The organism is Hymenobacter caeli, from assembly GCF_013294115.1.
Lineage (GTDB): Bacteria > Bacteroidota > Bacteroidia > Cytophagales > Hymenobacteraceae > Hymenobacter > Hymenobacter caeli.
The window spans coordinates 189,358-202,645 of sequence record NZ_JABSNP010000001.1; the positions used below are offsets into that span (position 1 = coordinate 189,358).

8 protein-coding genes are annotated in these 13,288 nt (G+C 65.4%); all 8 read left to right on the forward strand.

The genetic code is table 11. The features are described 5' to 3' along the window. The first annotated feature begins 12 nt into the window (after positions 1 to 12). The 8 genes from ilvB (at position 13) to HNP98_RS00845 (ending at position 13,242) form a co-directional block, all read left to right on the forward strand. On the forward strand, positions 13 to 1,746 hold the full coding sequence (gene ilvB, locus HNP98_RS00810; RefSeq protein WP_173808144.1) for a biosynthetic-type acetolactate synthase large subunit: 1,734 nt from the start codon (positions 13 to 15) through the stop codon (positions 1,744 to 1,746). Between the two features lie 98 nt (positions 1,747 to 1,844). Then, on the forward strand, positions 1,845 to 2,429 hold the full coding sequence (gene ilvN, locus HNP98_RS00815; RefSeq protein WP_173808145.1) for an acetolactate synthase small subunit: 585 nt from the start codon (positions 1,845 to 1,847) through the stop codon (positions 2,427 to 2,429). Positions 2,430 to 2,566: 137 nt separating this feature from the next. Beyond that, entirely contained in the window at positions 2,567 to 3,628 is a 1,062-nt protein-coding gene (gene ilvC, locus HNP98_RS00820; RefSeq protein ID WP_173808146.1) for a ketol-acid reductoisomerase, read from the forward strand. A gap of 86 nt (positions 3,629 to 3,714) precedes the next feature. Further along, the gene (ilvA, locus tag HNP98_RS00825; RefSeq protein ID WP_173808147.1) at positions 3,715 to 4,989 is read left to right on the forward strand and encodes a threonine ammonia-lyase IlvA; all 1,275 of its coding nucleotides are present in this window, start codon (positions 3,715 to 3,717) and stop codon (positions 4,987 to 4,989) included. 204 nt (positions 4,990 to 5,193) lie between these two features. Further along, positions 5,194 to 6,738 carry a rhamnogalacturonidase gene (locus HNP98_RS00830; protein WP_173808148.1) on the forward strand — a complete coding sequence of 515 codons (1,545 nt, stop codon included), beginning with the start codon at positions 5,194 to 5,196 and terminating at the stop codon, positions 6,736 to 6,738. 255 nt (positions 6,739 to 6,993) lie between these two features. Continuing rightward, on the forward strand, positions 6,994 to 9,492 hold the full coding sequence (locus tag HNP98_RS00835) for a glycoside hydrolase family 3 N-terminal domain-containing protein (protein ID WP_173808149.1): 2,499 nt from the start codon (positions 6,994 to 6,996) through the stop codon (positions 9,490 to 9,492). 280 nt (positions 9,493 to 9,772) lie between these two features. Further along, positions 9,773 to 11,086, forward strand: a complete 1,314-nt coding sequence (locus tag HNP98_RS00840; protein WP_173808150.1) for a sugar MFS transporter — start codon at positions 9,773 to 9,775, stop codon at positions 11,084 to 11,086. A gap of 167 nt (positions 11,087 to 11,253) precedes the next feature. Further along, complete coding sequence (locus tag HNP98_RS00845) at positions 11,254 to 13,242, forward strand: glycoside hydrolase (protein WP_173808151.1); 1,989 nt, start codon at positions 11,254 to 11,256, stop codon at positions 13,240 to 13,242. Positions 13,243 to 13,288: the final 46 nt, after the last annotated feature.

The window sequence follows — 13,288 nt, forward strand, 5'->3', positions numbered from 1 at the left end:
CAGTAAGAACTTATGTTTCAGACCCAACTTGCCCCCGCCCCCGCCGCCCCCGCCACCACGCCCATTACCGGCGCGGTGGCCGTGCTGCAAGCCCTGGTGGCCGAGGGCGTGGACACGATTTTCGGCTACCCCGGCGGGGCCATCATCCCGATTTACGACGCGCTCTACGACTTCAAGGAGCAGCTGAACCACGTGCTGGTGCGCCACGAGCAGGGCGGCATCCACGCGGGGCAGGGCTACGCCCGCGCCTCGGGGCGAGTGGGGGTGGTGCTGGCCACGAGCGGGCCGGGGGCCACCAACCTCGTCACGGGCCTCGCCGATGCACTGATTGACAGCACGCCGCTCGTGTGCATCACGGGCCAGGTGTTCGCGCATTTGCTGGGCACGGATGCGTTTCAGGAGACGGACATCATCAACATCACGACGCCCGTGACGAAGTGGAACTTCCAGGTAACCAACGCCGAAGAAATCCCCGAAGCGCTGGCCAAGGCCTTTTACATTGCCCGCAGCGGCCGGCCGGGCCCCGTGCTGATTGACATCACCAAGAACGCCCAGCTCCAGGCCTTCGACGCGCCGGCGTACCGGCCCTGTCAGCACATCCGTAGCTACCGGCCCGCGCCGGTGGTGCGGCCTGAGTTCATTGCCCAGGCGGCGGCGCTCATCAACCGGGCCCAGCGGCCGTTCATCCTCTGGGGCCAGGGCGTGGTGCTGGGCGAAGCCGAGCAGGAGTTCCGGGCCTTCGTGGAGAAAAGCGGCATCCCGGCGGCCTGGACCATCCTGGGCGCGGGGGCCTTGCCCACCGGCCACCCCCTGAACGTGGGCATGCTGGGCATGCACGGCAACTACGGCCCCAACGTGCTCACCAACGAGTGCGACGTGCTGATTGCCATCGGTATGCGCTTCGACGACCGGGTGACCGGCCGCCTCGACAAGTACGCCAAGCAAGCCAAAGTCATTCACCTCGACATCGACCCGACGGAGATTGACAAGAACGTGAAGGCCACCGTGCCGGTCTGGGGCGACTGCAAGGAAACCCTGCCGCTGCTCACGGCCCTGGTCGAGCGCCAAGCGCACCCCGCGTGGCTCGCCCGCTTCCAAAGCCACATGGCGGAGGAGGTGGACGCCGTGATTCGCGAAGAGCTGTTCCCGACCTCGGAGGAGTTGACGATGGGCGAAGTGATTCAGCAGCTCAACGAAATCACGCGGGGCGAGGCCATCATCGTGTCGGACGTGGGCCAGCACCAGATGGTGGCCTGCCGCTACGCGCAGCTCAACCACCCGCGCAGCAACATCACCAGCGGCGGGCTGGGCACGATGGGCTTTGCGCTGCCGGCCGCCATCGGGGCCAAGCTGGGGGCCCCCGCCCGGCCCGTGGTGGCCATCATCGGCGACGGCGGCTTCCAGATGACCATCCAGGAGCTGGGCACCATCATGCAGACGGGTGTGGACGTGAAAATCGTCATCCTCAACAACCAGTTCCTGGGCATGGTGCGGCAGTGGCAGGAGCTGTTCCACCAGCGCCGCTACTCGTTCGTGGACATCCAAAGCCCGGATTTCGTGGCCGTGGCCGCCGGCTACCGCATCGCCGGCCAGCGCGTGGACGCCCGGCCCGACCTGCGCCCCGCCTTGGAGCGGATGTTGGCCCATCCCGGCTCGTTTCTGCTGGAAGTGATGGTGACCAAGGAGAACAACATCTTCCCGATGGTGCCGCAGGGGTGCAGCGTGGCGGAAATCAGACTTAAATAAGCTATTAGCTGACAGCTGCTAGCTGTTAGCTTTCTCGCCAACTAACCCTTCCACATTAAAAAAGCTAACAGCTAGCAGCTAATGGCTAACAGCTCAAAATGGAAGAATACAACATCACGGCCTACACCGAAAACCAGGTGGGCTTGCTCAACCGCATCGCCATTATTTTCTCGCGCCGCAAAATCAACATCGAAAGCCTCAACGTGTCGCCCTCGGAAATCGAGGGCATCCACCGCTTCAACATCGTGATTGTGGAAACCGAGGAAGTGGTGGAGAAGCTGGCCAAGCAGATTGAAAAGCAGGTGGAGGTGCTCAAGGTCTACTTCAACACCAACGCCGACGTGATTTGGCAGGAAATGGCGCTCTACAAAGTGCCCACCGACGTGATTGCCGAAAAAGTGCTCGTGGAGCGCCTGCTGCGCGAAAACGGGGCCCGTGCCGTGGTGATTCGCAAGGACTATACGGTGTTTGAAACGACCGGCCACCGCGAGGAAACCGACAGCCTGCTGCGGGCTTTGCAGCCCTACGGCCTCATTGAGTTCGTGCGCTCGGCGCGCATCGCCATCATCAAGGCCAGCGACGGCTTCCACCACAAGCTCCAGGAGTTTGAGCAGCGCGAGCCGAGCGAAGAAGTGGCGGAAAACGAATTTTTGAACGACCGCGAAAAAGTGTTCACGATGTAAGAATTGAATTTGAAGCTATTCAGCCATCACCAGGCCGTCCTGCCTCGGCTGCGCTCGGCATGACGGCCTGGTGGCCTCGCAACTCATTACTTTCTGACAAAACCCCACTCATTTACTCATTCACCCATTCACTCCCCATGGCAACCATCAACTTCGGCGGCGTACCCGAAACCGTTATTACCCGCGACGAATTTCCGCTCGCCAAGGCCCTCGAAACCCTTAAGGACGACACCATTGCCGTGATTGGCTACGGCGTGCAGGGCCCCGGCCAGGCCCTGAACATGCGCGACAACGGCTTCCGCGTTATCGTGGGGCAGCGCGACGGCACGCCCTCCTGGGACCGCGCCGTGAAGGACGGCTGGGTGCCGGGCGAGTCGCTGTTTTCCATCGAGGAAGCGGCCGAGAAGGGCACCATCGTCTGCAACCTGCTCTCCGACGCCGGCCAGATTGCGCTGTGGCCCACGCTGAAAGCGAAGCTGACCCCCGGCAAGACGCTGTACTTCTCGCACGGCTTCGGCATCACGTTTAATGACCAGACTAACATCATCCCGCCCGCCGACGTGGACGTGATTCTGGTGGCCCCCAAGGGCAGCGGCACCAGCCTGCGCCGCTTGTTCGTGGCCGGCGGCGGGCTGAACTCGTCGTTCGCCGTGTTCCAGGACGCCAGCGGGCACGCCTATGAGAAAGCCATTGCGATGGGCATCGGCGTGGGTTCGGGCTACTTGTTCGAGACCGATTTCAAGAAGGAAGTGTATTCCGACCTCACCGGCGAGCGGGGCGTGCTGATGGGGGCCCTGGCCGGCATCATCGAGGCCCAGTACCAGGTGCTGCGCCAGCGCGGCCACTCGCCCTCCGAGGCCTTCAACGAAACCGTGGAAGAGCTGACCCAGAGCCTGGTGCCGCTGGTGGGCGAAAACGGCATGGACTGGATGTTCGGCAACTGCTCGGTGACCGCCCAGCGCGGGGCCCTGGACTGGAAAGGCCGCTTCCGCGACGCCACCTTGCCCGTGCTCAACGAGCTGTACGACAGCGTGGCCAGCGGCGCGGAGGCCCGCCGCACCATCGAGCGCGGCACCACCCCCAACTACCGCCAGGAGCTGGATGCCGAGCTGAAGGAAGTGCGCGACTCGGAGCTGTGGCAGACCGGCGCGACCGTGCGCGAGCTGCGCTCGCGCACGAGCGAGAGCGTGGAGGCATAATCGCCTTTTATCACTTCGTAAGGACGTCATGCTCAGCATGACGTCCTTTTTATTCCATTACCACTGGCCCTGGCCAGCCCCACCCCATGCCCGACCTGCTAGCCCCGGCGGCTACTGCCGTCACCCTGGAAAACGTAGAAGCTGCGGCGCGTCGCCTCAAGGGCGTGATTACCAAGACGCCTTTGCTGCTCAACCTGGGCCTCTCGCGCACCTACGACGCCACGGTGCTGCTGAAGCGGGAAGACCTGCAGGTGGTGCGTTCCTACAAAATCCGGGGGGCCTACAACAAGATTGCTACCCTGCCCCTGACCGTGCCGGCCCGCGAAATTGTGTGCGCCAGCGCCGGCAACCACGCCCAGGGCGTGGCCTACGCCTGCCAGCTGCTGGGCCTGCGGGGCGACGTTTTCATGCCCGCCCAAACCCCCGCCCAGAAGGTGGACAAAGTGCGCCTTTTCGGCAAAGACCTGGTGGACATTCATCTCATCGGGCGCACGTTTGACGACTGCTACCAGGCGGCGCAGGCGTTTTGCGACGCCCGCGGCAGCACGTTCGTGCACCCGTTCGACGACCTGGCCGTCGTGGAAGGGCAGGCCACGGTGGGGCTGGAAATCCTGAAAGCAGCGCACCACCAGCCGATTGACTTTTGCTTCCTGCCCATCGGCGGGGGCGGGCTGGCCTCGGGCGTGGCCAGCGTGTTTCGGCAGCTGAGCCCGCTCACCCGCCTCGTCGGCGTGCAGCCGCTGGGGGCCCCGAGCATGCACGACGCCATCCGGGCCGGGCGGCGGCAGGCGCTGGCCAGCCTCGACACGTTTGTGGACGGGGCGGCCGTGAAGTGCCCCGGCGAGCTGACGTTTGAAATTTGCCAGGCGCTGCTCGACGAGGTGCACCTCGTGCCCGAGGGCCAGGTGTGCGAGGATTTGCTGAAGATGTACAACGAGGAAGGCATGGTGCTGGAGCCCGCCGGCACGCTCACCATCTCGGCCCTGCACGCCTACGCCGACCAGATTCGGAGCAAAACGGTGGTCTGCGTGGTGAGCGGCTCCAACAACGACATCACCCGGATGGAGGACATCAAGGAGCGGGCCCAGCGCCACCAGGGCCTCAAGCACTACTTTATGGTAACCTTCAACCAGGCCCCCGGGGCCCTGCGCCGCTTCGTGAACAACGTGCTGGCCGAGGGCGACGATATCATTCAGTTCCAGTACATCAAGAAAAACAACAAGGAAAAAGGCCCCGTTTTCATCGGTGTGGAAGTGAAAAACCCGCACGACGTGGAAGGCATCAAGGCGCGGATGGCGGCCGAAGGCTTCGGGTTCGAGTACCTGAACGGCAAGCAGGATTTTCTGAGTTTGCTGGTATAAAACGAGCCGATTCTTGTCGGGTTGGGGCTTTTGGCGACGGGTTAGGAGAATGGCGGCTACTTTCCGGCCTCCTAAGCGGGGTGGTCCGGCGACTTTTTCTGTCGTCGGGCCACTCTTGTTACTGCCCGGGGCCCTGTTCAACCGCCCGAGTGGCCCGACGACGGGAAAAGTCGTCGGACCACCCCGCCCTAAACCACTCTTCCCATGCTCTCCCAACTAATCCGCCCGCTGGCGCTGCTGGTGCTTTTCCTGCCGGGCTTGGCCCGGGCCCAGGGCCCCGCGGCCACCAAAACCACCGTCTACAACATCCGCGCCTACGGGGCCCTGGGCAACGGCAAAGCCCTGGATTCCAGGGCTATCAACGCGGCCATTGAGGCGGCGGCGCTGGCCGGCGGGGGGCAGGTGTACTTGCCGGCGGGCGACTACCTCTCCGGAGCTATCCGGCTGAAGAGCAACATTTCGCTGTACCTGGAGCAGGGCGCGACCATCATCGCCACCGCCGACGACCCCGCCGCGGCCTACGACCCGGCCGAGCCGTCGGCTAACACTACGTACCAGGATTCGGGGCACAGCCACTGGCACGACGGCCTGATTTGGGGCGAAAACCTGCACGACATTTCCATCCTGGGGCCCGGCAAAATCTGGGGCAAGGGCCTGCTGAAAGACTACGCCAAGGACGCCAAGCTGGCCAACAAGGCCATCAGCCTGCTGCGCTGCCGCAACGTCATTATCCGCGACGTGACCTTGCAGCACGGCGGCTGGTTTGCCATCCTGGCCACGGGCGTGGACAACTTAACTATTGACAACCTGAAGATTGACACCAACCGCGACGGCATGGACATCGACTGCTGCCGCAACGTGCGCGTGTCGAACTGCCTGGTGAACTCGCCCTACGACGACGGCATCTGCCTGAAAAGCTCCTTCGGCCTGGGCGAGGCGCGGGCCACCGAAAACGTGACCATCACCAACTGCCAGGTGAGCGGCTACGACGAAGGCACGCTGCTCGACGGCACCTTCCGGCGCACGTCCAACCCCGAGTATAAGCTGCACCCCACCGGCCGCATCAAGTTCGGCACCGAGTCGAACGGCGGCTTCAAGAACATCGCCATTGCCAACTGCGTGTTCGACTACTGCCGGGGCCTGGCCCTGGAAACCGTGGACGGCGGCCTGCTGGAAGACGTGAGCATTAGTAACCTCACGATGCGCGACGTGACGAACTCGCCCATCTTCCTGTACCTGGGGGCCCGGCTGCGGGGCCCGGCGGGCACGCCGGTGGGGCAGCTGCGCCGCGTGAGCATCAGCAACGTGGTGGTGTACAACGCCGACCCCGACTTTGCCTGCATCGTCACCGGCGTGCCCGGCCACCCCGTGGAAGACGTGCGCCTGCGCAACATCCGCATCTACTACCGGGGCGGCGGCACCGCCGAGCAGGCCGCCCGCGCCGTGCCCGAGGCCGAAAAGAAATACCCCGAGCCGTCGATGCTGGGCCCCGCGCCGGCCTACGGCTTCTACATCCGCCACGCCAAAGACGTGCAGCTGAGCGACGTCGAAGTAAGCTACCTGAGCCCCGAGGCCCGCCCGGCCTTCGTGGCCGACGACGTGCAGGGCCTCACGCTGCGCAACCTGACGGCGCAAAAAGCTACCGGCGGCCAGGTGCTGGCGCTGAAAAACGTGACCGGCTTCGAGCTGCGCCAAAGTCTGGGCCTGCCCGATGCCAAGCTGCCCAAAACGGTACAAAAAACGTGGTAGGCCGCCCGTAGCGCGAGGGGCCTGGCGCGTAGTTCCCGGGCCTTGGCTGCCCGGCAATGGTGCGGCGGCCGGGCCGGGGCGCGGGCAGCGGGCCCCGCACCGCGGCCCGCCCCGGCGCTTGGGCTGGGAATAATGATGGTTATTATTTACCATTTACTAAGCGGCGGCGGCGGCTGAGGGGGCATACGTTGGCCGATGCCTGTGAATTTCTGGTAATTTCCCGGTCCCTTACCCTCATCCCTTCCCCTCCACCGCATGCCATCCTCCCGCACCGCCGCTGCCATCCGCAACTTATTGACGAGCCCGCCCCGCCCCTGGGGGCCCGCCCGGGTGGTGCCGCTGGCCCTGGGGGCCGCGCTGCTGGCCGGGGCCTGCGCCCACGCGCCGGTGGCCACGGGCCCGCCGGTGGCCGCGCCGGTGGCGGTGGCGGCCATGGCCCCAGGAGCCCCGGAGGCCCCCGCCGGGCCGTCGGCCCCGGGCTACATGCCGCCCATGCCGCAGTGGAGCCCGCGCGTGGCGGGCCTGCTGAAGCAGATGACGCTGGAGGAAAAAATCGGGCAGATGACCCAGATTACCAACGCGGCCATCAACCACACCGGCCAGCAGAAAGACGTGTCGCTCGACTCGGTCAAGCTGGTGCCGTTTATTCGGGATTTTGGGGTGGGCTCGTTCCTGAACGGGGAGGCCGTGCCGCCGGCGCAGTGGATTAAGTACCTGACGGCCATGCAGCGGATTGCCATGCGCGAGTCGCGGCTGCACATCCCCATCGTCTACGGCATCGACCACATGCACGGGGCCAGCTACGTGAGCGGGGCCGCCATTTTCCCGCACAACCTCAACCTGGGGGCCACCTTCAACCCCGAGTTTGCCCGCCAGGAGGGCCGCGCCACGGCCATGGAATCGGCCGACTTGGGGCACCGCTGGGTGTTCGCGCCGGTGCTCGACCTGGGCGTGAACGTGTACTGGCCCCGCCTCTACGAGACCTACGGCGAAGACCCGCTGGTGGCCGCCACGCTGGGGGCCGCCTACGTGACGGAACTGCAGAACAATAAGGACATCCTACCCCTGAAAGTGGCGGCCTGCGGCAAGCACTTCCTGGGCTACTCCGACCCGCGCAACGGCTGGGACCGCACCAACGCCCTGATTCCGATGCAGCGCATCCAGGAGTTTTTCCGGCCCTCGTTTCAGGCGGCCATCGACGCCGGGCTGAAGACGGTTATGATCAACAGCGGCGAAATCAACGGCGAGCCGGTGCACTCGTCCAAGGCCATTCTTACTGACTTGCTGCGCACGCAGATGGGCTTTAAGGGCGTGGCCGTGACCGACTGGCAGGACATCATCCGCTTGGTGACGGTGCAAAAAACGGAGGTGAACGAGAAGGAAGCCACCTTCCGCTGCATCGACGCGGGCGTGGACATGGCCATGACGCCCTACACCACCGATTTCTGCCGCTACGTGAAGGAGCTGGTGCAGGAGGGCCGCCTCAGCAAGGAGCGCATCGACCTCTCGGCGGGCCGGGTGCTGCAAATGAAGGAGGACATCGGCCTCTTCGACACCCCGCTGCCCCGCGCCGACCGCCTGGCCCGCATCGGCGACCCGGCCCTGAAGCAGCAGGCCCTGGAAGCGGCCCGCGAGTCCATCGTGCTGCTCAAAAACGAGCAAAACACGCTGCCCCTGGCCCCCGCCAAAGTGAAGCGCCTGCTGGTGCTGGGCCCCTCGGCCGACTCGCGGGCCAACCTGGCCGGCGGCTGGACGCTGGCCTGGCAGGGCCGCGCCGAAGACCAGTACCCCAAAGAAGTGCTGACGCTGCTCGCCGCCCTCAAGCGCGAGTTTCCCAACGCCCAGGTCGAAACCCTGCCGTACCAGGACGCGGCCGGCAAGCCCCAGACGGCCAGCGTGCTGGCCGCCGCCCGCCGCGCCGATGCCGTCATTCTGGCGATGGGGGAGAAGCCCTATGCCGAGGGCCTCGGCAACACCAGCGACCTGACGCTGCCCGCCGACCAGCAGCAGCTGGTGCGCACCGCCCAGAGCGCCGGCAAGCCCACCGTGCTGGTCATGATTGGCGGGCGGCCCAACATCATCCGGCCCGTGGCGGCGGGCGCGGCGGCCATCGTGTGGGCCGGGCTGCCGGGCTTCGGCGGCGGGCAGGCCCTGGCCGAAATCATCAGCGGGAAGGTGAACCCCAGCGGGCGGCTGCCCTTTACCTACCCGCAGCAGGCCGGCCACATCTCCAACTACCACCACGACAACAACGAGAATAGCCTGGAGCTGAGCGACTTCGGGGCCGGCTTTGAGAAGCGCGGCACCAAGGAGAAGAGCACTATGCTGACGGAGTACGGCGAGGGCCTGAGCTACACCACTTTCGCCTACAGCAACCTCCAGCTTTCCGATTCGGTGCTGGCCGGCAACGGCACGGTGCGGGCCACGGTGCGCGTGGCCAACACGGGCCCGCGGGCCGGCAAAGAAGCCGTGCTCTGGTTCCTGACCGACGAGGTGGGCCGCATCACGCGGCCCGTGCGCCTGCTCAAGCACTTCGAGAAGCAAACCTTCGCGCCCGGCGAGAGCCGCGAGCTGACCTTCGCCATCGACCCCCAAAAGGACTTGAGCTACCCCGACGCCGCCGGCCACCGCGTGCTGGAGGACGGCTACTTCACGCTGCGCGTGGGCAACCAGAAAACACGCTTTCGCTACGCCGGGGCCCTGGCCCAGGGCCCGGCCACCAAGGCCCCGGGCAGCAGCGGCGGCGGTAAGTAAGCTCTGGGACAATTCTGTCCGAAATTAAATGTAAAATTCATAGAACGGTCATGCTGAGCGCAACGAAGTGGAGCCGAAGCACCTCTCCCGCTGACTAACTATTGATTACTGCTGTGGGAGAGATGCTTCGGCTCCACTTCGTTGCGCTCAGCATGACGGCCCATTCAGATGGCCTCCAAGCCCAAGGCCGACCAAAACCTTGGGGAAAAGCAGCCGGCCGCGCCCCGATTTTTTATTGTTTCTTCGGCAAATAATTCTCCCTTCCCGCCCCAATCCGCTCATGGCAGCTCCCCTTCCCACCCTTGGCAGCCGGCCCGCCGGCCCTTACGTAGTTCCCACGCGGAGCTACACCCCGGCGCTGAGCGCCGTCACGACCCTGTTTTTTCTCTGGGGCTTCATCACGTGTCTGAACGATATCCTAATTCCCTACTTAAAGGCGATTTTCCAGCTCTCCTACGCCAAAGCCAACCTGATTAACCTGTGCTTTTTCGGGGCTTATTTTCTGATGAGCATCCCGGCAGGCAAGGTGGTGGCGCGGCTGGGCTACAAGCGCGGCATGCTGCTGGGCTTCGCGGTGGCCGCGGTGGGCGCGTTTTTGTTCTACCCGGCGGCGGCCGAGCGGGCCTACGGGCTGTTTCTGGGGGCCCTGTTCGTGCTGGCCTCGGGCATCACGCTGCTGCAAGTGGCGGCCAACCCCTACGTGGCCATCCTGGGGCCCCCGGAGTCGGCCTCGGCGCGGCTCACGCTCACGCAGGCGTTCAACTCGCTGGGCACCACGCTGGCCCCGCTGCTGGGCAGCGCCCTGATTCTGAGCCGCCTGCCCAAGCTCGACAACGCCACCACGGCGGCCGGCATCGACGTCAGCGCCGTGCAGCTGCCGTACCTGGTTATCGGTGGGGCCTTACTGGTTATTAGCCTGATTCTGAGCCGGATTAACCTGCCCGTCATCACCCAGGTGCCCGACGAAGACTACGCCGCCGCCGCTGCCCACACCAGCGCCCGGCAGTACCGCCATTTGATGCTGGGCGTGTTCGGCATCTTTGCCTACGTGGGGGCCGAAGTGGCCATTGGCTCGCACATCGTGAGCTACCTGGCCCTGCCCAGCGTGATGGGCCTCGACCCCGCTTCGGCGGGTACCAAAATCACTTTCTACTGGGGCGCGGCCATGATTGGCCGGTTCGCGGGTGCGTACCTGCTCAACAAATTTTCGCCGGCGAAGCTGCTGGCCATCAACGCCGTAGGGGCAATAATATTGGTGCTCATCTCCATCAATACCACGGGGGGCGTGGCCATGTGGAGCCTGTTGGCCGTGGGCCTGATGAACTCGCTGATGTACCCCACCATCTTCACGCTGGCCGTGGCCGGCCTGGGCCGCCACACCGCCGAGGGCTCGGGGCTGCTCTGCACCGCCATCGTGGGCGGGGCCCTGGTGCCGCTGCTGTTCGGGGCCATTGCCGACCACGCCGGCCTGCGCCTGGCGCTGCTGCTGCCCGTGGTGTGCTACCTGTACGTGATGTGGTACGGCCTGCGCGGCAGCCGCCGCGTGGTGGCCGGGGCCCCGGCCCTGGTGGCCCCCCCGATAGCCTTGGTTTAAGCCTTGCTATCAGGCGCGTGCGTGATTCAAACCACAATAGGCACGTTTTCTATTAGAAAAAAACAAGTAAAATTCTAAATTTTACTAACAGAACTACCTGGCCCTGCCCCGCCCAAGCACTAGACGCGGCGGGCATTGGCTCGACAAAAAATCAACCCGACTCAACTGTGAAAATCCGCTCCGCGCGTTTCCCCCAACAGCTCTCGATTTGCCTGGTAACAAGCGCCCTGGCGCTGGGGGCGGGTACCCAGAGCGCCTTTGCCCAGGCCGAGGTGCAGCCGTGGGGCAACCTCGCCGGCATCCGGGTGGGCGGGCAGCTGCTGGCGTTTGAAACGAGCCTGCGGGTGGTGGGCGCGGGCGGGGCCCCCGCCACGGCCACCGCCCACGAAAAGCAGCGGCCGAAGTACACCCGCCAGGGCCCCCGCCAGCTCATCGCCACCCGCCTCGACAGCCTGGACTTCGCCGAAACGGTGGAGGACACGGGCCCCGGCCAGGCCACCGTGACGGTACAAGCCACCGCCCGGGCCGACGCCGACCTGCAAGGTGCCTACTTCGCCCTGGCCCTGCCCGCCGCCGACTACGCCAAGGGCACCGTGCAGTTCCTGGATGCCCAGGGGGCCCTCATCTCGCAGCGGCCGCTGGCCGGGCCGCCGGCCGGGCCGCCGGCCGGGGCCCCGGTGGTGGCCAGCCGCCTGCGGGTGGTGGCCCCCACGCGCCAGCTCGAAATCGGCTTCGCCGAGCCCACGCCGGTGCGGCTGACCGACGACGCGAAGGGAGCCCCGGCGTTTCGCCTGCTCGTGCCCATCGAGGAAGGTAAGGTCGGCAAAGGCCAGGCGGTGAGCAAAACCTACGCCTTCAAGGCCGCCGGCGACATCGACAAGGCCCCCATCGCGCTGGCGCTGAACCCAGCCAAGCCCGGCCGGCCCTACGAGGGCTTCGGCGGGAATTTCCGGCTGCAAAACCGCCGCAACGACCCGCAGGTCATCGACTACTGCCTGCAAAACCTGCGCGTGGCCCGGGGCCGCGTGGAGATGCCCTGGCAATTCTGGCAGCCCGACCTGGCCCAGGACCCCACCGCTGCGGCCCGGCAAGGCCAGCTGCACCCGCACGTAAAGGAGTCGATGGAAATGGCCCAGCGGCTGAGCAAGCTGGGCATACCGGTGATTCTTACGGCGTGGTCGGCCCCGAACTGGGCCATTGTGGGGCCCCCGGCCCGGGGCCCCCGGCCCGACGGCGTGTGGGGCAACCCGCTGAACCCGGTCAATATGGCGGCCAGCTACAAGTCCATTGCCGACTACATCGTGTACCTGAAGGCGCAGTACGGCGTGGACGTGGCCCTGTTCTCGTTCAACGAGTCCGATTTGGGCATCAACATCCGGCAAACCGGGCAGGAGCACGACGACCTAATTAAGGGCCTGGGGGCCTACTTCGTGTCGCGGGGCCTGAAAACCAAGCTGCTGCTGGGCGACAACTCCGACGCTACCACCTACGAGTTCATTTACCCGGCCCTGCGCGACCCGGCGGCCCGGCCCTACATCGGGGCGGTGTCGTTCCACTCGTGGCGCGGCTGGGACCGGCCCACGTTGGAAAAGTGGGCCGCCGCGGCCCAGGAAATCAACCTGCCCCTGATTGTGGGCGAGGGCAGCATCGACGCGCAGGCCTGGGGCTACCCGGCCGTGTTTGAGGAGCCCACCTACGCCCTTCAGGAAATCAACCTCTACACCCGCCTGCTGGCCATCTGCCAGCCGCTCAGTATCTTGCAGTGGCAGCTTACGTCCGACTATTCGCCGCTGGCGGGCGGCGGCATTTACGGCAACCCCGCGCCCCTGCACCCCACGCAGCGCTTCTGGAACCTGAAGCAGCTTGCTTCTACGCCGCAAAACGTGGTGGCCATGCCCATCACCGTCAGCCGGCCCAACGTGTCGTGCGCGGCGCTGGGCAACAACGCCAAGGGCGTGTACGCCATCCATCTGGTGAACAGCGGGGCCACCCGGGCCGTGACGCTTACCGGGCTGCCGGCCAAAGTGAAAAATCTGCGCTGCTACGTCACCGACCAGAAGCGGGCCATGCAGGAGGGCCCCCGCGTGGCCGTGGCCAAGGGGCAGGCCCGTTTCATGCTCGATACCGGCAGCTACGTGACGCTGGTTAGTGAGTGAGCAGAATGCCTGATGAACAATCCATAATTAGGCCGTCATGCTGAGC

Bases quoted from the DNA above. Each gene is read 5' to 3' on its own strand.
- ilvA (WP_173808147.1), top strand. From the start codon at position 3,715: ATGCCCGACCTGCTAGCCCCGGCGGCTACTGCCGTCACCCTGGAAAAC.
- HNP98_RS00835 (WP_173808149.1), top strand. From the start codon at position 6,994: ATGCCATCCTCCCGCACCGCCGCTGCCATCCGCAACTTATTGACGAGC.
- ilvB (WP_173808144.1), top strand. From the start codon at position 13: ATGTTTCAGACCCAACTTGCCCCCGCCCCCGCCGCCCCCGCCACCACG.
- ilvN (WP_173808145.1), top strand. From the start codon at position 1,845: ATGGAAGAATACAACATCACGGCCTACACCGAAAACCAGGTGGGCTTG.
- HNP98_RS00830 (WP_173808148.1), top strand. From the start codon at position 5,194: ATGCTCTCCCAACTAATCCGCCCGCTGGCGCTGCTGGTGCTTTTCCTG.
- ilvC (WP_173808146.1), top strand. From the start codon at position 2,567: ATGGCAACCATCAACTTCGGCGGCGTACCCGAAACCGTTATTACCCGC.
- HNP98_RS00840 (WP_173808150.1), top strand. From the start codon at position 9,773: ATGGCAGCTCCCCTTCCCACCCTTGGCAGCCGGCCCGCCGGCCCTTAC.